The sequence below is a fragment of the Caballeronia jiangsuensis genome (genome assembly GCF_046030135.1).
Lineage (GTDB): Bacteria > Pseudomonadota > Gammaproteobacteria > Burkholderiales > Burkholderiaceae > Caballeronia > Caballeronia jiangsuensis.
Map to the genome: position 1 here is coordinate 134636 of NZ_JAQQDB010000012.1, position 19178 is coordinate 153813.

The window sequence follows — 19178 nt, forward strand, 5'->3', positions numbered from 1 at the left end:
TGCATGGACGACGGCTCGAACGACGCCCGGATGATTCCACCCGCCGATGATCGTCCCGCCGACGATTTCGACGCGGACGAGCGCCCGGCCGCGCGCGCCGTGCCGAAGTCCAGGCGGACATCGTCGTCATCGTCCGTTGCCGGGAGCGGCGAGAAGCGGCCGCGCGCCGCGCCGCGCTCCGACTTTCGTATCGCCGAGCAGCCGGGCTTCGTGCTGCACAGCTATCCGTATCGCGAGACGAGCCTCATCATCGACGTGTTTTCGCGCGATTTCGGCCGCGTCGCGCTCGTCGCGAAAGGCGCGAAACGCCCGCATTCCGCGTTGCGCGGCGTGCTGCAGACGTTTCAGCCGCTGGGCCTCTCCTGGTCCGGCAAGGGCGAAGTCCGCACGCTGACGACCGCCGAATGGGTCGGCGGCATGCTGCCGCTGGCCGGCGACGCGTTGCTTTGCGGCTTCTACGTGAACGAGTTGCTCGTCAAGTTCTGCGCGCGCGAAGACGCGCATCCGGCGCTCTTCAATCATTACGTGCTGACGCTCTCTCGCCTCGCGCACGACGAGCCCGCCGTGCAAGTGTTGCGTTCGTTCGAGCGCGTGCTTCTGCGCGAAACCGGCTATGCGATGAATCTCACGCGCACCGTCACGCGCCAGCCGGTCGTGGCCGAAGGCCGTTATGTGTTCGATCCGGACCGCGGCGTGCGCGAAGCGTCCGACGATCTTCCCGCACCCTGGCCGGTGATTTCGGGGCAGACGCTCATCGACATGGAGCGCGACGACTACACCAGTCCGCAGACGGCCGCGCAGAGCAAAACGCTGATGCGCTTCCTGCTGAACCATTACCTGGGCGGCACGCCGCTCGCCACCCGTCAGATATTGATCGACCTGCAAAAACTATGAGCTTCTTTCTCTCATCGCCAGCGAGCGTGATCGATCTGGGCGTGAACATCGATCACGTCGCCACGTTGCGCAATGCGCGCGGCACGTCGTATCCCGATCCGATCCGCGCGGCGCTCGCCGCCGAGGAAGCGGGCGCCGACGTCATCACGCTGCACTTGCGCGAAGATCGCCGCCATATCGTGGATGCCGATGTGCGCACGCTGCGACCGCTTTTGAAAACGCGCATGAATCTCGAGTGCGCGGTGACGCGCGAGATGCTCGACATCGCGTGCGAGATCAGGCCGCACGATGTCTGCCTCGTGCCGGAAAAGCGCCAGGAGGTGACGACCGAAGGCGGCCTCGATGTCGCGGGCCGCTTCGAGGAGGTGAAGGCCGCGTGCCGGCAGCTTGCCGACGCGGGCGCGCGCGTTTCGCTCTTCATCGATCCGGACGAGACGCAGATTCGCGCGGCGCACGAAGCGGGCGCGCCGGTGATCGAACTGCACACGGGTCGATATGCCGAAGCCCACGACGAAGCCGAACAGCAGCGCGAGTTCGAGCGCGTCGCGGCGAGCGTCGATTTCGGCAACTCGCTCGGGCTCAAGGTGAACGCGGGCCACGGACTGCACTACACGAACGTGCAGGCGATCGCCGCGCTGGCGGGCATCGTCGAGCTGAACATCGGGCACGCGATCGTCGCGCACTCGATTTTCGCGGGCTGGGACAACGCCGTGCGCGAGATGAAGGCGATCATGGTCGCGTCGCGCCTCGCGTCGATCCACGCTCGCTGAGCACGTCATGGCCATCTACGGAATCGGCACGGACGTCGTGCAGGTGAGCCGCGTCGCGGCGGTGATGCGGCGCACGAAAGGACGCTTCGCCGAAAAGGTGCTCGGCCCCGACGAGTTGCGCATCTATCACGCGCGCAACGCGCGCTCGGAAGTACGCGGCCTCGCGTTTCTCGCGACGCGCTTTTCGGCCAAGGAAGCGTTCTCGAAGGCGATCGGCCTCGGCATGCGCTGGCCGATGACCTGGCGCGCGCTGCAGACGCTCAACGAGCCGAGCGGCAAGCCGATGATCGCCGCGTCCGGCGAGCTGGCCGAATGGCTCGCGCAACGCGGCATCACGGCGAAGGTGACAGTCAGCGACGAGCGTGACTACGCGGTGTCGTTCGTCATCGCGGAAGTGCCCGATCAGGCCTGAGATCAATCCAATTTACACACAAGAAACCAATTGAATCCGATGAAACGCACTCCCGGGCCCGTCATGTTCGACGTCGCCGGCACGACGCTGAACGACGCGGATATCGAGCGCCTCACCCATTCGATGACCGGCGGCATCATTCTGTTCGCGCGGCATTTCGAGAACCGCGCTCAGCTCGTCGCGCTGACGGATGCGATCCGCGCGGTGCGCGACGATATCCTGATCGCCGTCGATCACGAAGGCGGGCGCGTGCAGCGCTTTCGCACCGACGGCTTCACGGTGCTCCCCGCGCCGGGCAAGCTGGGCGAACTGTGGGACCGCGACGTGCTCGCCGCGACGAAAGCCGCCACCGCGTTCGGCTACGTGCTCGCAGCGGAATTGCGCGCGTGCGGCATCGACATGAGCTTCACGCCGGTGCTCGATCTGAATTACGGACAGTCGAAGGTCGTCGGCGATCGCGCGCTGCACAGCGATCCGCGCGTCGTGACGATGCTCGCGAAGAGCCTGAATCACGGCCTCGCGCTCGCCGGCATGGCGAACTGCGGCAAGCACTTTCCGGGTCACGGTTTCGCCGAAGCCGATTCGCACGTCGCGCTGCCGACCGACGATCGCACGCTCGAAGAAATCCTCGCTACTGACGCGCGTCCGTACGACTGGCTCGGCATGTCGCTGTCATCGGTGATTCCCGCGCACGTCATCTACACGCAGGTCGACGATAAGCCCGCCGGCTTCTCGCGCATCTGGCTGCAGGACATCCTGCGCGGCAAGCTCGGCTTCAACGGCGCGATCTTCAGCGACGATCTGTCGATGGAAGCGGCCCGCGCGGGCGGCACGCTCACCGAAGCGGCCACTGCCGCGCTGACGGCGGGCTGCGACATGGTGCTGATCTGCAATCAGCCGGACGAGGCGGGCAAGGTGCTGGAGCAGTTGCGCTATACGCCGCCGAAGGCATCGGAGCAACGCCTGAGGCAGATGCGTCCGCGCGGCAAGGCGCTGCGCTGGAGCAAGCTGCAGGCGCACGCCGACTATCAGGCGGCGCGCGCACTCGTCAAAGAGATGCTCGGCTAAAACGAAAACGCCACGACTCGAATCGTGGCGTTTTGCTTTTGGCGCCGCCGTGAATCACGACGATTCCAGCTTCATCCTCTGCAGCTTGTTGTAGAGGGTCTTCGGGCTGATGCCGAGCAGCGTCGCCGCGCGATGACGCGTGCCGCCGACCGCTTCGAGCGTCGCGCGGATCAGCATGTCTTCGACATCCGCGAGCGCGGTGCCGACCGTCACCTGCACGCTGCTGCCGTTCAGGCCGCGTCCGCCGAGGCCGCCCGGCTCATCGACGCGCAATGTCTCGATGGTTTCGCCCGACGCGTGATACGCGCGCCGCACGCGCTCGCGCATTTCGCGCACATTGCCCGGCCATTCGCTCGTGATGCACTCGCGAATGAACGCCGGGCTGATGCGCTTCGGCGAGCCGCTCGTGATCCCGGCGATGTGATTCTCGCGGTTCAGTTCATCGACGAGCGTTTCCGCGATCAACGCGATGTCGTCGTCGCGATCGCGCAGCGGCGGCAACATGATCGACGACGCCGACAGGCGCTGAAACAGATCCTCGCGCATCGCGCCGCTCGCGACCGCCTCGCGCATCGGCAGGCGCGACGCGGCGATCAGCCGGAAGTCCGTCATGATGCGGTTGCTGCCGCCTACGCGCATGAAGGTCTGCGAATCGAGCGCGCGCAAGAGCGCTTCCTGTTGAGCGGGAGGCAGCGAATCGATCTGGTCGAGGAACAGCGTGCCGCCGCCCGCCTGTTCGAGCAGGCCCGGCTCGCGGTTCTCCGCGCCGGCGAACGCGTTGCGCTCGTGGCCGAAGAGGATGCTTTCCATCGAGCGCTGCGAGCCGTCGCTATTGCGGCTCGCGGAGCAATCGAAGGTGACGAACGGGCCTTTGCGGCGACGGCTCAGCTGATGAATCGTGCGCGCCGCGATCTTCTTGCCCGTGCCCGGCTCGCCGCAGATCAGCACGGCGGCTTCCGTCGGCGCGGTGTGCTCGATCAGATCGTAGACGTGCTGCATCGCGGCGCTGCGGCCGATCATGTCGCCGAAATGGCCCAGTTCGCGCAACGTCGAACGCAGCGCCTGGACTTCCTCGGTGAGCTCGTACGGCCGCGGTATGCGCGCGAGGAGGCTGCGCAGACGCGGAATGTTCACCGGTTTCAGCAGATAGTCCCAGATGCCGTGCCGCAGACCTTCGATCGCGCTTTCGACCGTCGCATTGCCGGTCATCACGATGACGGGCAACGCGCCATCGGGTGGTTGCGAGGGCAGGCTCGGCAACAGGTCGAGGCCGGAGCCGTCCGGAAGATTCAGGTCGATCAGCACGACATCCGGAATGAAGCGGGTCAGCGCGGAGCGCGCCTCGGCGAGCGTCGTCGCTGTATCGACGGAAAAGCCGTCTGCCGTGAGGATCGCGGACAGGCCGGAGAGGCTATTAGGATCGTCTTCGACAATCAGTGCGTGTGGCATGGCGGACCAACGTATCAAAGTGGACTGTAGTGCGCCGTCTCCGCGTGGGATCGGGCGGTTCGTGGGCGGGAAACGGCGCCTCGTTCCGGCGTCTGGCGCGTCACCCGCTGCGGTTTTCGTCCTGCGTTACTCGTTCGTCATCTCGGGGTGCTGCGCGCGTCATTGCGGCCTGAGATGCAATTCGTTGCTGACGGATTGCACGCCCGGCACGCCACGCGCCACGGCGAGCGCTTTTTGAATCTGTACCTCCGAATCCACATATCCCGACAACTGCACGACGCCGCGATAGGTCGCGACGCTCATCGGCAAGACCTTGAGCGCCGGATCCGCGACGAGCGCGGCTTTCACACGCGCGGCAAGCGCTGCGTCGTCGGTGGCGATATCGCTGCCTCCGTTCGTGTTCGCCGATGTCGCCGGGGTGGACTTGCAGCCGGCAGTGAAAGCGAAGGCGGGCAGTGCGAGCGCCGCGACGATCAGAAACCGGCTCTGGATGAAAGGCGTGCTGTGCATGTCGGTTCTGAATTCTGGATTTGCACGTTCGAGCAGAAATCGTGCCAAGCAGTTAATTTTGCCGATGGAAGCGAATCGCGCGGGCCGGGCGCGGATGCTTGCGTGAATTGTCGACAAAACTTATCGGGGCGCGACCGGTAAAGTTTGCCTGAATTTGTCAAAAAATTCATGCAAAAGAAAAAGCGCCCGCGAAGGGGCGCTTTTTTGGAATGGCGGCGAGCCGTTGCGGCGGCCGCTCTGCTTACGATGCGGCGGCGCGAGGCTTACGCGCGGCTGCGATATTCGTTCGTGCGGGTGTCGATTTCGATCTTGTCGCCGATGTTGCAGAAGAGCGGCACTTGCAGTTCGAAACCGGTGTTCAGCTTGGCGGTCTTCAGCACCTTGCCCGACGACGTGTCGCCCTTGACGGCCGGTTCCGTGTAGACGATCTCGCGAACCAGCGTGGTCGGCAGTTCGACCGAGATGGCCTTCTCGTTGTAGAACACGACTTCGCAAGCCATGCCGTCTTCGAGGTAGTTGAGCGCGTCGCCCATCATTTCGGCTTCGACTTCGAACTGGTTGTAGTCGGCGTCCATGAAGACGTACATCGGGTCCGCGAAGTACGAGTACGTCACTTCCTTGCGGTCAAGCACGACGACGTCGAACTTGTCGTCCGCCTTGTAGACGGTTTCCATGCCGGCGGCCGTCAGCAGGTTCTTGAACTTCATCTTGACGACCGCGGAGTTGCGGCCCGATTTGTTGTACTCGGCGCGCTGCACGACCATGGCATCGTTGCCGATCATGACGACGTTGCCGACGCGGAGTTCTTGTGCGGTCTTCATAAAACTAGGTCCTGTACAAAAGGATTTGGCTTGAATGCCTGGAATGAATCGATCGGACGGCGGCGCTGCCGGTTTTTATTGCCGCCACCGTGCGAGAGTTCTGGCTAACGAGGGAGAGACTCGCCTTCGGGCGGTCCCGCGCGGCGTAATGATGAAACTGCGACCTGCTTCCTCGGATAACCGCTTATTTTAACTGACTTTTTGCTTGTTTGGCCAGTCGCATGGCGCGGCGGGAAACGCCGTGAGTCGATGCTCATCGGCCCAGACGCGAGGCCGCATGGGCGACGAGATTGCCCGCCAGATCGCCGACGCCCGCCAGTTCCTTCGCCCAGCGCGCCGCGCACGTCTCCAGCTTCTGCCGATGACGCCAGAAATCGGCCCAGTCGGGCGCGCTCGCGCCGTTCCACGCGTGCCAGAAGCGCGCGACGGCCTCGCGGGCGGACGGATCGAGCGTGCCTGTGTAATGCGCGAGCGCGGCGTCGAGTTTCGGCAGATGGGCGTCGTCGGCTTGCGGATAGATTTGCCAGACGAACGGCTTGTGCGCCCATTGCGCGCGCACGAAGGAATCCTCGCCGCGCACGAAGTTGATGTCGGCGGCCCAGAGCAACTCGTCGAAGCGCGGCTGCTCGACGAAGCCGAGCGCGTGCGCCCGCAACGCGCCCGCACTCGCCGACGTGCCGGCCGCAAAGTTCGGCAAGCCGAAAAAGCGCGCGAGTGCGCCGGAAATGCGGCCTTCGGGCACGAGCAGGACGACGGGCGCGTCGCCGTCGCGCCATTGCGCGAGCAGCGTGTCGACCGCCGGATTTTCATAGGCGAAGAGCGACACGACCGTTTCGCCATCGCCCGGCCGCGCGATGCCGACGCGCTCGCGCCACCATGCGTGCGCATCGAAGTGCTCGCGTCGCGTATCGAGATCGCGCTCCTTCAGCACGCCGCCCGTGCCCTTGCCGAGACCTGGAAAGAAGAAGCTCTTGTCGAGCGGATAACGCGGGTGCGGAGACGGCCGCATGTGGAAATCGGCGACCCAGTCCTCGCCGCTCAGATATTCGAGATTGATCCAGACGGGCTTCGGCTCGCGGCGCGCCATCGCGGCGATGTACGCGTGCGGCAACTCGCACCCGAACGCCTCGATCACGACATCCGGGATGGCGAGCGTATCGCCGGCGTGCGACGGCGCGTGCCAGCGCTCGATCGCGACGCCCATCGCATCCTGACGCGAAAGCGCCGAGTCGACTTCGGGGCAGAGCGCATGGAAGACCTTCAGGTCGTCGACGAAAAGACGCACGCGCCAGCCGTGCTCCGCGCGCAACTGCCGCGCGAGACGCCAGCACACGCCGATGTCGCCGAAGTTGTCGACGACTGCGCAGAAGATGTCGCAGGCGAGTTCCGGGTCGGCGGGATGTGGAGTCATGAGGATGAAGGCGCGCGGTTTAATGTTCTAAACTGGCGATTCTAAGATAACGCGCCTGGCACGGCTCACCGTCGTGCCGATGCTTTTCCGTCACCCTTGCTGCATGACCGACACCGACGCCCCCCAACCGCATTTCGACCCGAAGAAGACGCTCGCGCAATTGCCGCATCTGCCCGGCGTGTACCGCTATTACGACGGCGACGGCAACGTGCTCTACGTCGGCAAGGCGCGCAATCTGAAAAAGCGCGTGTCGAGCTACTTCACGAAGACGCTGCATTCGCCGCGCATCGCGATGATGGTCACGCGCATCCGCAAGATCGAGACGACCGTCACGCGTTCGGAAGCCGAAGCGCTGCTGCTCGAGAACAATCTCATCAAGGCGCTCGCGCCGCGCTACAACATTCTCTTTCGCGACGACAAGTCGTATCCGTTTCTCAAGCTCACGGGCCACAAGTTTCCGCGCATGGCCTACTATCGCGGCGCGGTCGACAAGAAAAACCAGTACTTCGGCCCGTTTCCGAGCGCGTGGGCGGTGCGCGAGAGCATCCAGATCCTGCAGCGCGTATTCCAGTTGCGCACGTGCGAGGACTCGGTCTTCAACAACCGCACGCGGCCGTGCCTCCTGCATCAGATCGGGCGCTGCACGGCGCCGTGCACGGGACTCATCACGGAAGAGGACTACGCGCGCGATGTGTCGAACGCATCGCGCTTTTTGCTCGGGCGTCAGGGCGAAGTGATGAAGGAGCTGGAGCAGAAGATGCACGCGTTCGCCGCCGATCTGAAATTCGAGCAGGCCGCGGCGGTGCGCAATCAGATGAGCTCGCTGTCGACGGTGCTGCACCAGCAGGCGATCGAAGTCGGCGGCGAGAGCGACGTCGATATCCTCGCGGTCGTCGCGCTCGGCGGTAAGGTCTGCGTGAATCTCGCGATGGTGCGCGGCGGCCGGCATCTCGGCGACAAGGCGTATTTCCCGGCGCACGTCGAAAGCGCGATAGCGCTGGACGATGAAGACGATCTCCCCGATGTCGTCGATCTCCCCGAAGTCGACGAAGCGGAATCGGGCGCGCCCGTTGCAGTTGAGACTTCCGCGCAGACGAGCGTCGAGCCGGTGCAAGCCGATCCGGAAACCGAACCCGAGCCGCGCGAAGGCGCGCTCGAATCCGAAGTGCTCGAAGCCTTCATGGCGCAGCATTACATCGGCAATCGCGTGCCGCCGGTGCTCGTCGTGAGTCATGCGCCGTCGAGCCGCGAACTCGTCGATTTGCTGACGGAACAGGCGGGCCACAAGGTCACGCTGCTGCGTCAGCCGCAGGGCCAGAAACGCGCGTGGCTCTCGATGGCCGAAAACAACGCGAAGCTCGCGCTCGCGCGGCTTTTGTCGGAGCAAGGCTCGCAGCAGGCGCGCACGCGCTCGCTCGCGGAGACGCTCTCGATGGAGATGGACGATCTCGCGCAACTGCGCATCGAGTGCTTCGACATCAGTCATACGATGGGCGAGGCGACGCAGGCGTCGTGCGTCGTGTATCACCATCACAAGATGCAGTCGGGCGAATACCGGCGCTACAACATCAACGGCATCACGCCCGGCGATGACTACGCGGCGATGCGCCAGGTGCTCACGCGCCGCTACGAGAAGATGGTCGCGCAGGCAGCCGCGAACGCGAACGACGAAGCGGCGACCCTGCAACCCGACGATGCCGCCGATCCCAACGTCACGCCCGATGCCGCCGAACCCGTGGCCGCGGGCGGCACGCTGCCCAACATCGTGCTGATCGACGGCGGCAAGGGGCAGGTCGAGATCGCGCGGCAGGTTTTCTCCGAGCTCGGGCTGGATCACGGCATGCTGGTCGGTGTTGCGAAGGGGGAAGGGCGCAAGGTGGGGCTCGAAACGCTGGTGTTCGCCGACGGCCGCAGCGCGCTCGAGCTCGGCAAGGAAAGCGCGGCGCTGATGCTCGTCGCGCAGATCCGCGACGAGGCGCACCGCTTCGCGATCACCGGCATGCGCGCGAAGCGGGCGAAAGCGCGACAGACTTCGCGACTGGAAGAGCTGGAAGGTGTCGGTGCGAAACGGCGTCAGCGGCTGCTGTCGCGCTTCGGCGGTTTGCGCGGCGTGCAGGCGGCGAGCGTCGAGGACCTGGCGAGCGTCGAAGGCATTTCGCTTGCGCTCGCGCAGCAGATTTATCGTCAGTTGCATTGAGCCGCGAGAGCCGGCTGCGAGGCGCGCTGCGCGGGCGGCGCGCCTTGTGAGCGCGGAGTCGACGCGGCACAATGGCGGCTTCCTTACACGTCCATCAAGCGCTTTCGCCCATGCCGTTCAATCTACCGATCTTCCTGACGTGGCTGCGAATCGTGCTGATTCCGCTCGTGGTGGGCGTGTTCTATTTGCCGGACATGATGATGAGCCCGGAGCATCGCAACCTGCTCGGCATGCTTATCTTCGTGCTCGCCGCACTCACCGACTGGTTCGACGGCTTTCTTGCGCGCAAGCTCAATCAGACGTCTTCGTTCGGCGCGTTCCTCGATCCGGTCGCCGACAAGCTGATGGTCACGGCCGCGCTGCTCGTGCTCGTGCAGCTGTCGCGGCTGAATGCGGTGATCGCGCTCATCATCGTCGGACGCGAGATCACGATTTCCGCGCTGCGCGAATGGATGGCGCAGATCGGCGCATCGAAGAGCGTCGCGGTGAATCAGCTCGGCAAGTTCAAGACCGTATGTCAGATGGTCGCGATTCCGATGCTGCTTTTCTACGGGCCGCTGAAGATCGCCGGCACGCCGTGGATGATCGACACGCGCGTGTGGGGCTTGTGGCTCATCTACGTCGCGGCGTTCCTCACCGTCTGGTCGATGCTCTACTACATGAAGCTCGCGTGGCCCCAGATTCGCGAGCGCGGCGGCATGCTTTGAGACGAGCGAACGGCACATTGCAGAAATTGCGCCGAGCCGAAAAATTCCTCTCACAAAACAGTTGACAGCCCTCTTTGGCTTCTACATAATCTCGTTTCTCTGATGCACGGCGCGACGCAATAAGCGAAGCAACAGCAAAAGAGCAGCAGTAAATGCGGGAGTAGCTCAGTTGGTAGAGCGCAACCTTGCCAAGGTTGAGGTCGCGAGTTCGAGACTCGTCTCCCGCTCCAGATTTTGAAGGTTTGATGTCATCGGCGCTGAATTGGCGAAGCGCAACGGGGCATCGGAACCGGCAGTTTCAGCATTGCAGGATATTGCGGGAGTAGCTCAGTTGGTAGAGCGCAACCTTGCCAAGGTTGAGGTCGCGAGTTCGAGACTCGTCTCCCGCTCCAGTCAAAGGGGAAGCCAAGCTTCCCTTTTTGTTTGGTGATTCAGCCGGCATCATGCCGGTAAGCACCAAAACCGCTTGTGGCGCGGTAGCAAAGCGGTTATGCAGCGGCCTGCAAAGCCGTTTAGACCGGTTCGACTCCGGTCCGCGCCTCCACTTGAAAAGCCCTGATCCGTCAGGGCTTTTTTCTTTTCGGCACGCCGGCATCCAGCCGATTCTGCGTCCCCGTCGCGGCACGGCATAATTGCCATACTTCTGCCACACAAATCCAAATGACCGACCAACGCTCCGAACTCGAATGGCGCTGGAAGCGCTTCGACGACCTGACGACCACCGAGGTCTACGACATGCTCGCCGCGCGTAGCGCCGTGTTCGTCGTCGAGCAGAATTGCGTGTATGGCGACATCGACGGACTCGATGTCGATGCGTGGCACCTTTTCGCTTACGGCAAGGGCGAGAAGCGTCCCGCGCTCGCGGGCTACCTGCGCGTGCTGTTGCCGGGACACCCGGACGAGAGCGAGAAGGAAGTACGCATCGGCCGCGTGCTGACGACGGCCAACTTTCGCGGTCTGAAGCTCGGCAACGCGATGCTCGAGCGCGCGCTTGAGCACATCCTGAAGCAATGGCCGGATCAGCCGGTCAGCCTGCATGCGCAGGCGCATCTGCAGCGCTTTTACGGCGCGTTCGGCTTCGTGCCGTCGTCGGGTCTGCATGACGAAGACGGCATTCCGCACGTATGGATGCGCCGCCCCGGCTTCGGTTCATGAAGTCGTGGCCTTCGGGCCGTTGACCGGCGCACCCGCGCCGCGTCCGACACGTTCCTTTCTCAGCCGCGATCGCGCCGACAGCCGCAACCAGTGGCGTAGCGCGATCAGCGCGCCGATGACGCTCATCATCGATCCCGGAATCCACAGCAAGAGACCGCCGATCTGCTGATCGCGCATCGGCGTGATCCACGTGAACGCGCGGCCGCAGATCGAATAGATCGGATACAACTCGTGCGGCGTGAAGAAGATATAAGCGCCGAGAATGATCTGCGGCGGAATCGCGGCGATCACGACGAGAACGCGTCGACCGGGCGCGAGCCGCGCGGGCGGCGCCGGGCGTGGATCCAGAATCAGCCACCAGAACAGCAGGCCGTCGATCACCATGCTCCAGTTCATCACGCGGTAGAGCCGGTAATCGAGCATCGCCTTGAAGTGGATCGGCGAAAGCAGCCAGAAGTAGATCAGCCCGACGAACAGCGCGACCGCGATCACGGGATTGAACACGATATCGAAGAACACGCGCGCCACGCGGCTCTGCGCGGCCGGGCGCAGCCAGCGTTGCCGCCATGCGAACGGAACGCCCGCGCGCAATGCCGCGCCGGGATACGACAATGCGATCAGGAACGGTCCGAGATGATGCAGCACGAGATGCTGCAGCCGATGCATGAAGAATTCATGCTCGAAGAAATAATCGAGGCGCGTGTGGAGCGCGACATAAAGGGCGATCAGGCCGAACCAGAACGCGATGCGACGCGACATCGACACGCGCGCATGTCGCGCGCCGCGCGCGAACAGAATCCCCGCGACGAGCACGGCGATGACGACCGTCGGCGACGGCTCCCACGGATCGAGCCAGTAAAGAAGCGCGCTCATCGTCACGCGTCCTTCGCGTGGATCACGCGCTTCAGATCGTTCGCGATGGCGTCGATGGAGTCGTGGTCGGTCGCGAGCAGGCGCGCGTGACCGGCGGCATCGAAGATATAGACGGCCGAGCTATGCGTGACCTCGTATTCGCCGTTCGGGTCGCGCTTTTCCATCTGATACGCGATGCGATAGCGCTGCGCGACCGATTCGATCGCGCGCTCGGTGCCGGTCAGGCCGACGGCGTGTTTGTCGTCGAACGCGCGCACGTAGGAGCGCAGGAGCGCGGGCGTGTCGCGCGCCGGATCGACCGAGACGAACACGATGCGCGTCCTGTCCGCGTCCGCGCCCACGCGCTGGAGCACCTGCATGAGCCGCGCCATCGTTTCGGGGCAGACGTCGGGACAATGCGTGTATCCGAAGTAGACGAGCGTTGTTTTGCCCGCGAACGATTGTCCGGTAACAGGCGCGCCGCCATCGTCGACGAGCGAGAAGTCCAGGTCTGGCAAATGGCCCGATATATCGGTCAATTGCCACGGCTCGGCGGGCTTCGAGCACGCGGCGAGCGCGCACAGCGAGAGAAGGGCGATGAAGCGCCGGAGTCGCATGGACCGCGCGGCGAGATGGAGGAACGAAGCGTGCATCGGAGATTGCGTTGCAGGATGATTCGATATGAACTCCGTCGCAAAATACACGCCTTTTGCTGCGCTGCCAGCGCATCATGTCGCCATTAGACTATTTTTGAGACGATTTGCCGCATGACTCGGGCGCGCTGAAAGGGCTTGGAGCGAAGGTTGTAAGCTAGGAGCTTTCTTACCCGAAAGCGTTCGCGCGGTAAGATGCGCACGCATTGCGACGTCCCAAGCGGGCGCGCGCCACATCACAGGCAAACCACAGGCCCAAGATCGATGCCAAATCTTCCCGATTCCCTGTCTCTTGCCGAGACCGCCTTCTTCTTCGATTTCGACGGCACGCTCGTCGAGCTCGCGTCCACGCCCGACGGCATCTTCGTGCCGCGCTCGGTGCCCGACATCCTGGCCGCGCTCAGGCGCGCGACCAACGGCGCGGTGGCGGTCGTATCGGGGCGCGGCATCGACAATATCGACTCGTTCCTGCAGATGCCCGATCTGCCCGTCGCGGGCATGCACGGCGCGGAACGGCGCGATTCGAACGGCGACGTGCAGCGCATTGGCTTCAACGATGAGCGCCTGCTGCGAATGGAGCACGCGCTCGAGAAGGTGGTTAGCGCGAATCCGGGCATGCTGCTCGAAATCAAGGGCGCAGCGCTCGCGCTGCATTACCGCAACGCGCCCGACCGCGAGCCGGCCGCGCGCGCGGCCACCGAGAAGCTGGTCGCGGAATACGCCGACGCCTACGTGCTGCAACCCGGCAAGATGGTCTACGAGATCAAGCCGAAGGACGTCGACAAGGGCCGCGCCGTGCGCGCGTACATGAGCGAGCCGCCGTTCACGGGCCGCAAACCGGTGTTTATCGGCGACGATCTCACCGATGAGAAGGGCTTCGCGGTGGTCAACGAATTCGACGGGCTTTCGGTGAAGATCGGTCCGGGCGACACGGTGGCGCGCTCGCGTATCGAATCGGTCGAATTGCTGCTGGACTGGCTGCAGGTGATCGCGGGCACGGCCGGGAAGCACGCGTGAGCCGGCTGATCATCGTTTCGAACCGCGTCGCGCCGATTTCCGAAGGCGGCCCCGCGGCGGGCGGTCTCGCGGTCGGCGTGTACGACGCGTTGAAGGAAACCGGCGGCATGTGGTTCGGCTGGAGCGGAGACGTGCTCACGTCTCATCCCGAAGGCATCAAGCTGGAAGAACACGGGCCGGTGACCTTCGCGACCATCGGCCTCGTGCGGCGCGACTACGACCAGTACTACCGCGGCTTTTCCAACGCGACCTTGTGGCCCGCGTTTCACTATCGGCCTGATCTGATCGAGTTCGATCGCCAAGAATACGACGGCTATTGCCGCGTGAACCGCTGGCTCGCGGAGCAGCTCGCGCCGCTGCTCAGACCCGACGATGTGATCTGGGTGCACGACTATCATCTGATTCCGTTCGCGCAGGCGTTGCGCGCGCTGGGCGTCAAAAATCGCATCGGCTTCTTTCTGCATATTCCGTTTCCGGCGGCGCAGATCCTGTTGAGCGTGCCGCGCCATCGCGAACTGGTGGAAGCGCTGTGCGCGTTCGATCTCCTCGGTTTTCAGACGGAGCCCGATCTGCGCGCGTTCTGCGATTACATCGAAACCGAAGCGGGCGGCTCGCTACGGCGCGACGGCGCGAAGCCGGTCGAGGTGCGCGCGTTCGGCCAGACGCTGCGCGCGGCGGCGTATCCGATCGGCGTCTATCCCGACGAGATCGCCGCGCTCGCGAAAGACGGCGAAAGCGGACGTGACGTCGAGATCGTCAAGGCGACGCTGCATCATCGCAAGCTCGTGATGAGCGTCGATCGCCTGGATTATTCGAAGGGCCTCGTCGAGCGATTTCGCGCGTTCGAGCGGCTGATCGAGCACGATTCGCGTCAGCGCAACAACGTGTCGTTTCTGCAGATCGCGCCGCCGACACGTTCCGATGTCGATGCCTATCGCGACATGCGCTTCCAGCTCGAAGCGGAATCGGGCCGCATCAACGGCCGATACGCCGAGCTCGACTGGACGCCGATTCGGTATATCCATCGTCAATATGAGCGGCCGGTGCTCGCGGCGCTGTTCCGCGAGGCGCACGTCGGCCTCGTCACACCGTTGCGCGACGGCATGAATCTCGTCGCGAAGGAATACGTCTCGGCGCAGGATCCGGACGATCCCGGCGTGCTGGTGCTGTCGCAGTTTGCGGGCGCGGCGCGCGAGCTGACGGCCGCGCTCATCGTCAATCCGCTCGACATCGACGATATGGCCGATGCCCTCGCCACCGCGCTCAAGATGCCGCTCGACGAACGCAAGGCGCGCTACGGCGAGATGATGCAGCAGCTTCGCGAGAACAACGTCTCCGTCTGGCGCGACAACTTTCTGCGCGATCTGAAAGCCGGCGCGTAGACGCAAAAAAGCCGTGTTTCCTCACGAAAACACGGCTTTCTCGACGGGTGTTGCGTTCAGGCGGGCTGCTTGTGCGGCGTCGCGACGGTCGACGGCAGCTTGCCGTGCTGCTTCGCCAGCAACTCGCGATACAACCCCGGGCGATCGCGCAATTCCTGCGGCGAGCCGTCGTCGATGACCTTGCCCGCGCTCATCACGATGATGCGATCGAAGTTCTGCAGCGTCGACAGACGGTGCGCGATCGCGATCACCGTGCGGCCGACCATCAGACGGTCGAGCGCCTGCTGGATCGCTTCTTCGGATGCGCTGTCGAGTGCAGAGGTCGCTTCGTCGAGCAGGAGAATGGGCGCGTTCTTCAGGATCGCGCGGGCGATCGCGATCCGCTGGCGCTGGCCGCCCGACAGTTTCACGCCCCGGTCGCCGACGATCGTGTCGAAACCTTCCGGCATCGCTTCGATGAAGTCCGTGCAGCGCGCCTCGCGCGCGGCGGCGAGCACCTCCTCGCGGCTCGCTTCAGGACGGCCGTAAGCGATGTTCTCGAACACGGTGCGGTGGAACAGCGAAATATCCTGCGGTACGAGCGCGATCGCGTGGCGCAGGCTGTCCTGCGTGATCGCGCCGATATCCTGGCCGTCGATCTTGATGCTGCCTTTCTGCGTCTCGTAGAACCGTTGCAGCAGCGCGAGCACGGTCGACTTGCCCGCGCCCGATTTGCCGATCAGACCCACGCGCTGACCCGGCTCGATATGCAGATGGAAGTTGTCGAGAATCGGACGGCGGCGCGGATACGCGAACGTGACGTTGTCGAAGTCGACGCGGCCGCCTTGCGGCACGAGTTCGGTCGCGTCCGAGCGATCCGGCATGCCGTGCGGCTCGAGCAGCGTCTGGACGGCTTCGGCAAGACGTGCGACGTGCTGGGTGACATCGACGAGCGCGACCGCCAGATCACGCGTGCCATGCAAAATCGTGAAGCCGAGCGAGCTGACGAGCACGATATCGCCCGAAGTCGCGCGCCCTTGCGACCACAGCCACAGCGCCCAGCCGAGCAGGCCGGCGGAGAGAATTGCCGTGACGACCGCATGGAACAGGCGCAGTTTTTCGAGGTACAGAAGACTCTGCTGGCGCGCGACCATTTCGGCCTTCACCGTCGAGCCGAAGCGCTTTTGCTCGCGGAACGTCATGCCGAATGCGCGCACGAGCGCCATGTTGCCGATCACGTCGACGAGCTCGCCATCGACCGACGCCGCCTTCGACGCGAAGCTGTGATGCCGTGCCGAGCCGCGCTTCGCCAGGCGATAGAGGATCAGCGCGAGAATCACCGACGCCGACATCAGGCCGGCGGCCATCAGCGGATTGACGGAAACGATCATCACGATCGCGCCCAGCACCGCGATGCACGGCGGCAGGACGTTCCACGCCATCACGTTTTCGGAGGTGTAGATCGCGTTCGACGTGGCCGTGATCCGGCTCGCGAGCATGCCGGGCTGTTTCTCGGAGAAGTAGGTCGGCGAATGGCCGGACAGGTACGAGAACAGATCCTTGCGCAAGTCGCCGGTGACGATCACGAATACGTGCGCGCCGACCCAGCCGCCGACCCGCCAGAGCAGGTTGTCGGCGGCGATCAGTCCGACGAGGATCATGAACGCGCCCCAGAGCGGCCCAGGATGCCCGCGGCCTTGCCCGAGGACATCGATCAGATGCTTGATCGCGTACTGGGAGGCGAGGGCGCAGCCGACGGCGGCGAATACGCTGAAGAGCACGATGGCATGCGCGACGGGATGCCGGCGAATGTAGCGGAGCAGAAACGCGAGCGGCCGATGCGCGTAGCTCGAGAGCTTCGCGTTGTGCGCGTTACGCTGGGAGACGGTGAGTTGGTCCAATGGTCTTTTTTGGTCGTAGAGCGGTTGAGCGTATGTTGCGCCTTCGGGCAGTGCCATGCGCGGTGTCGACTGCGGCAACCGGCATGCGATGCGTCGCCCGATCCGGCGCGACTGACGTCAAGCGAGGCGACGCTGCGCCGTCTCCATCACGAATTGTAGCCAGTATCGCGGCGGGGCAACGCGTTCTCGGGCATATGACGTTCGGCCTATGTGGTCATCCGAACGTCGCCCGTGGCGAAAATTGGGTTGCCGCCCGGCCTTCAGGCCTGCCGGACGCACGGCTGACGGCATGGGCGCGCATTGTAAGCATATTGCGCACCTTTTTGCGATGAAACGCTCGCCGGGCAGGCGGACATCTCCGCTACTGCAATCCGGCAGCAGTCAGAAGAGCACGCGACGCGCCAGCCTTCGGGCTTGGCAGGCGCAATCGATCAGACGCCATTGTTTGCCGCGGCGACGGGCGCATGCCGCGACAAGCCCGTGCTCCAATGTAGAACAACCTTAATAAACAGGGGTTTGCAAAATGTATCCCCCGTGTAACAAGGTAAATAAGTTGAAATGACTGCCCTTGTGACTCTGTAAAAAGCTCCATAATCCGATCCGGGTTTGCCCTTAGGTTTCCGACAGGTTTTTGCAAGTTCCCGTCAACCGCCGAAGCAGACGCGCGTTAATTGCTGGCGCGCGGCGATTTTCGAGATGTGGAACCGCACTTGCTTGGTCCGAACGCCAGCGCGACAAACCGGTGATCAGCGACCCCGCTTTTTCACTCGAGCATCAGCCATAGCGCCGCGGCCACCGCGCCGCGGGAAGCTTCGCCCGAGCCGAGCGATTCGCTCTCCAACGTCAACATGACTGTAGTACTTGCCTGATCTTTCATTAGGAGTTTCACGACATGCGAATCGCTCAAATCGCGCCCCTCCACGAGGCTGTTCCGCCGAAGCTGTATGGCGGCACGGAACGCGTGGTGTCTTATCTGACCGAGGCACTCGTGGATGCTGGACACGATGTCACGCTCTTCGCGAGCGGTGATTCGCAGACGTCCGCCAAGCTCGAAGCATTCTGGCCGCAGGCACTGCGCCTCGACCCGACCATCCGCGACACGATGGCGCCGCACATGCTTCTGCTGGAAGAAGTTCGCCGCCGCGCGGACGAGTTCGACGTGCTGCACTTCCACATCGACTACTACCCGTTCTCGCTGTTCGCGCGCCAGCCGGTGCCGTTCCTGACGACAATGCATGGCCGTCTCGACCTGCCCGAGCTCCAGCCGATCTTCAACACGTTCAACGACGTGCCGGTCATCTCGATCTCGGACAACCAGCGTCAGCCGTTGCCGCAGGCGCACTGGCTCTCGACGGTGTACCACGGTCTGCCGGAAAACCTGCTGAAGCCGATCCCGAACGTGAAGCCCGGTTACCTCGCGTTCCTCGGCCGCATTTCGCCGGAAAAGCGCGTTGACCGCGCGATCCGCATCGCGCAGGCCGCGGGCATGAAGATCAAGATCGCTGCGAAGCTCGACAAGGCCGACCGCGCGTACTACGAAGAAGAGATCAAGCCGCTCTTCGCGCTGCCGCACGTCGAATACATCGGTGAAATCAGCGAAGCCGAAAAGACCGAGTTCCTCGGCAATGCGCACGCGCTGCTGTTCCCGATCGACTGGCCGGAGCCCTTCGGTCTCGTGATGATCGAAGCGATGGCCTGCGGCACGCCGGTGATCGCGTTCAACCGCGGCTCGGTGCCGGAAGTGATCGAAAACGGCGTGTCGGGTTTCGTCGTTGAAGACGAACTCTCGGCGATCGCCGCCGTCAAGCGACTCGACACGTTGTCGCGCGAGAAGGTCCGCGGCGCGTTCGAATCGCGGTTCTCGTCGAAGGTGATGGCGAAGAATTACGTCAACGTGTACGAAGAATTGCTGCGCCAGAAGCGCCGCACCGTTCTGCGCGAAGTCAACGCGAGCTAAGTAAGTCTTGCCGCGTCGCGCGGCATCGGCTGTAAAACAACGC

At 63.9% G+C, this 19178-nt stretch carries 17 protein-coding genes and 3 tRNA genes; 13 read left to right on the plus strand and 7 right to left on the minus strand.

Annotation, left to right across the window (positions count from 1 at the left end; all coding sequences use genetic code 11):
• Positions 1 to 3 precede the first annotated feature (3 nt).
• Genes recO through nagZ form a run of 4 tightly spaced genes read left to right on the plus strand, consistent with a single transcriptional unit; the run spans position 4 to position 3144 of the window.
• The gene (gene recO / locus PQR08_RS15010; protein ID WP_238288553.1) at positions 4 to 894 is read left to right on the plus strand and encodes a DNA repair protein RecO; all 891 of its coding nucleotides are present in this window, start codon (positions 4 to 6) and stop codon (positions 892 to 894) included.
• A complete protein-coding gene (pdxJ, locus tag PQR08_RS15015; protein ID WP_408161673.1) occupies positions 891 to 1664 on the plus strand; it encodes a pyridoxine 5'-phosphate synthase in 774 nt (257 codons plus the stop codon). Before recO ends, pdxJ begins: the two co-directional genes overlap by 4 nt.
• 7 nt (positions 1665 to 1671) lie before the next feature.
• Positions 1672 to 2076: a holo-ACP synthase gene (acpS, locus tag PQR08_RS15020; protein ID WP_238288555.1), complete on the plus strand. Its 405-nt coding sequence runs from the start codon at positions 1672 to 1674 to the stop codon at positions 2074 to 2076.
• Between the two features lie 39 nt (positions 2077 to 2115).
• Complete coding sequence (gene nagZ, locus PQR08_RS15025) at positions 2116 to 3144, plus strand: beta-N-acetylhexosaminidase (protein ID WP_408161675.1); 1029 nt, start codon at positions 2116 to 2118, stop codon at positions 3142 to 3144.
• A gap of 54 nt (positions 3145 to 3198) precedes the next feature.
• Here nagZ and PQR08_RS15030 read toward each other — a convergent pair whose 3' ends face one another.
• From PQR08_RS15030 to earP, 4 genes are all read right to left on the minus strand, one after another.
• Positions 3199 to 4593, minus strand: coding sequence for a sigma-54-dependent transcriptional regulator (locus tag PQR08_RS15030; RefSeq protein ID WP_035501655.1), 1395 nt, complete (start codon positions 4591 to 4593; stop codon positions 3199 to 3201).
• Between the two features lie 159 nt (positions 4594 to 4752).
• Entirely contained in the window at positions 4753 to 5103 is a 351-nt protein-coding gene (locus PQR08_RS15035; RefSeq protein ID WP_187605784.1) for a BON domain-containing protein, read from the minus strand.
• Positions 5104 to 5366: 263 nt separating this feature from the next.
• Positions 5367 to 5924, minus strand: a complete 558-nt coding sequence (efp, locus tag PQR08_RS15040) for an elongation factor P (RefSeq protein WP_035501653.1) — start codon at positions 5922 to 5924, stop codon at positions 5367 to 5369.
• Between the two features lie 253 nt (positions 5925 to 6177).
• Positions 6178 to 7335, minus strand: a complete 1158-nt coding sequence (gene earP / locus PQR08_RS15045) for an elongation factor P maturation arginine rhamnosyltransferase EarP (protein WP_408161677.1) — start codon at positions 7333 to 7335, stop codon at positions 6178 to 6180.
• A gap of 103 nt (positions 7336 to 7438) precedes the next feature.
• On the opposite strand from earP, the gene uvrC reads away from it, so the two are divergent.
• From uvrC to PQR08_RS15075, 6 genes are all read left to right on the plus strand, one after another.
• Positions 7439 to 9532, plus strand: a complete 2094-nt coding sequence (gene uvrC / locus PQR08_RS15050; RefSeq protein WP_408161679.1) for an excinuclease ABC subunit UvrC — start codon at positions 7439 to 7441, stop codon at positions 9530 to 9532.
• A 110-nt stretch (positions 9533 to 9642) separates the two neighbouring features.
• Positions 9643 to 10239, plus strand: a complete 597-nt coding sequence (gene pgsA / locus PQR08_RS15055; RefSeq protein ID WP_035501650.1) for a CDP-diacylglycerol--glycerol-3-phosphate 3-phosphatidyltransferase — start codon at positions 9643 to 9645, stop codon at positions 10237 to 10239.
• A gap of 154 nt (positions 10240 to 10393) precedes the next feature.
• A tRNA-Gly gene (locus PQR08_RS15060) sits at positions 10394 to 10469 on the plus strand.
• Positions 10470 to 10555: 86 nt separating this feature from the next.
• Positions 10556 to 10631 (plus strand) — tRNA-Gly (locus PQR08_RS15065).
• 78 nt (positions 10632 to 10709) lie between these two features.
• Positions 10710 to 10783, plus strand: a tRNA-Cys gene (locus PQR08_RS15070).
• 116 nt (positions 10784 to 10899) lie between these two features.
• Complete coding sequence (locus PQR08_RS15075; RefSeq protein ID WP_408161681.1) at positions 10900 to 11394, plus strand: GNAT family N-acetyltransferase; 495 nt, start codon at positions 10900 to 10902, stop codon at positions 11392 to 11394.
• On the opposite strand, the gene PQR08_RS15080 is transcribed toward PQR08_RS15075, so the two are convergent.
• Both PQR08_RS15080 and PQR08_RS15085 read right to left on the minus strand, forming a co-directional pair.
• The gene (locus tag PQR08_RS15080; RefSeq protein WP_408161683.1) at positions 11389 to 12267 is read right to left on the minus strand and encodes a cytochrome c oxidase assembly protein; all 879 of its coding nucleotides are present in this window, start codon (positions 12265 to 12267) and stop codon (positions 11389 to 11391) included. The two genes, PQR08_RS15075 and PQR08_RS15080, sit on opposite strands and share 6 nt — an antisense overlap.
• A gap of 2 nt (positions 12268 to 12269) precedes the next feature.
• The gene (locus PQR08_RS15085; protein WP_408161685.1) at positions 12270 to 12899 is read right to left on the minus strand and encodes an SCO family protein; all 630 of its coding nucleotides are present in this window, start codon (positions 12897 to 12899) and stop codon (positions 12270 to 12272) included.
• 264 nt (positions 12900 to 13163) lie between these two features.
• On the opposite strand from PQR08_RS15085, the gene otsB reads away from it, so the two are divergent.
• Positions 13164 to 13916, plus strand: coding sequence for a trehalose-phosphatase (gene otsB / locus PQR08_RS15090; protein WP_187605778.1), 753 nt, complete (start codon positions 13164 to 13166; stop codon positions 13914 to 13916).
• Entirely contained in the window at positions 13913 to 15298 is a 1386-nt protein-coding gene (otsA, locus tag PQR08_RS15095) for an alpha,alpha-trehalose-phosphate synthase (UDP-forming) (RefSeq protein WP_408161687.1), read from the plus strand. The genes otsB and otsA overlap by 4 nt, the downstream gene beginning before the upstream one ends.
• A 56-nt stretch (positions 15299 to 15354) precedes the next feature.
• Here otsA and PQR08_RS15100 read toward each other — a convergent pair whose 3' ends face one another.
• On the minus strand, positions 15355 to 17235 hold the full coding sequence (locus tag PQR08_RS15100; RefSeq protein WP_408161688.1) for an ABC transporter ATP-binding protein: 1881 nt from the start codon (positions 17233 to 17235) through the stop codon (positions 15355 to 15357).
• Between the two features lie 835 nt (positions 17236 to 18070).
• On the opposite strand from PQR08_RS15100, the gene PQR08_RS15105 reads away from it, so the two are divergent.
• Positions 18071 to 19135 (plus strand): glycosyltransferase family 4 protein, encoded by a 1065-nt coding sequence (locus tag PQR08_RS15105; protein WP_238215405.1) that lies wholly within the window; start codon positions 18071 to 18073, stop codon positions 19133 to 19135.
• Positions 19136 to 19178 lie beyond the last annotated feature (43 nt).

Excerpts from the sequence above, each read along its gene's own strand:
- earP (WP_408161677.1), bottom strand. The coding sequence starts at position 7,335 with ATGACTCCACATCCCGCCGACCCGGAACTCGCCTGCGACATCTTCTGC.
- pgsA (WP_035501650.1), top strand. The coding sequence starts at position 9,643 with ATGCCGTTCAATCTACCGATCTTCCTGACGTGGCTGCGAATCGTGCTG.
- otsB (WP_187605778.1), top strand. The coding sequence starts at position 13,164 with ATGCCAAATCTTCCCGATTCCCTGTCTCTTGCCGAGACCGCCTTCTTC.
- nagZ (WP_408161675.1), top strand. The coding sequence starts at position 2,116 with ATGAAACGCACTCCCGGGCCCGTCATGTTCGACGTCGCCGGCACGACG.
- PQR08_RS15030 (WP_035501655.1), bottom strand. The coding sequence starts at position 4,593 with ATGCCACACGCACTGATTGTCGAAGACGATCCTAATAGCCTCTCCGGC.
- PQR08_RS15105 (WP_238215405.1), top strand. The coding sequence starts at position 18,071 with ATGCGAATCGCTCAAATCGCGCCCCTCCACGAGGCTGTTCCGCCGAAG.
- PQR08_RS15075 (WP_408161681.1), top strand. The coding sequence starts at position 10,900 with ATGACCGACCAACGCTCCGAACTCGAATGGCGCTGGAAGCGCTTCGAC.
- PQR08_RS15100 (WP_408161688.1), bottom strand. The coding sequence starts at position 17,235 with ATGGCACTGCCCGAAGGCGCAACATACGCTCAACCGCTCTACGACCAA.
- pdxJ (WP_408161673.1), top strand. The coding sequence starts at position 891 with ATGAGCTTCTTTCTCTCATCGCCAGCGAGCGTGATCGATCTGGGCGTG.
- uvrC (WP_408161679.1), top strand. The coding sequence starts at position 7,439 with ATGACCGACACCGACGCCCCCCAACCGCATTTCGACCCGAAGAAGACG.
- acpS (WP_238288555.1), top strand. The coding sequence starts at position 1,672 with ATGGCCATCTACGGAATCGGCACGGACGTCGTGCAGGTGAGCCGCGTC.
- PQR08_RS15080 (WP_408161683.1), bottom strand. The coding sequence starts at position 12,267 with ATGAGCGCGCTTCTTTACTGGCTCGATCCGTGGGAGCCGTCGCCGACG.
- PQR08_RS15035 (WP_187605784.1), bottom strand. The coding sequence starts at position 5,103 with ATGCACAGCACGCCTTTCATCCAGAGCCGGTTTCTGATCGTCGCGGCG.
- efp (WP_035501653.1), bottom strand. The coding sequence starts at position 5,924 with ATGAAGACCGCACAAGAACTCCGCGTCGGCAACGTCGTCATGATCGGC.
- PQR08_RS15085 (WP_408161685.1), bottom strand. The coding sequence starts at position 12,899 with ATGCACGCTTCGTTCCTCCATCTCGCCGCGCGGTCCATGCGACTCCGG.
- recO (WP_238288553.1), top strand. The coding sequence starts at position 4 with ATGGACGACGGCTCGAACGACGCCCGGATGATTCCACCCGCCGATGAT.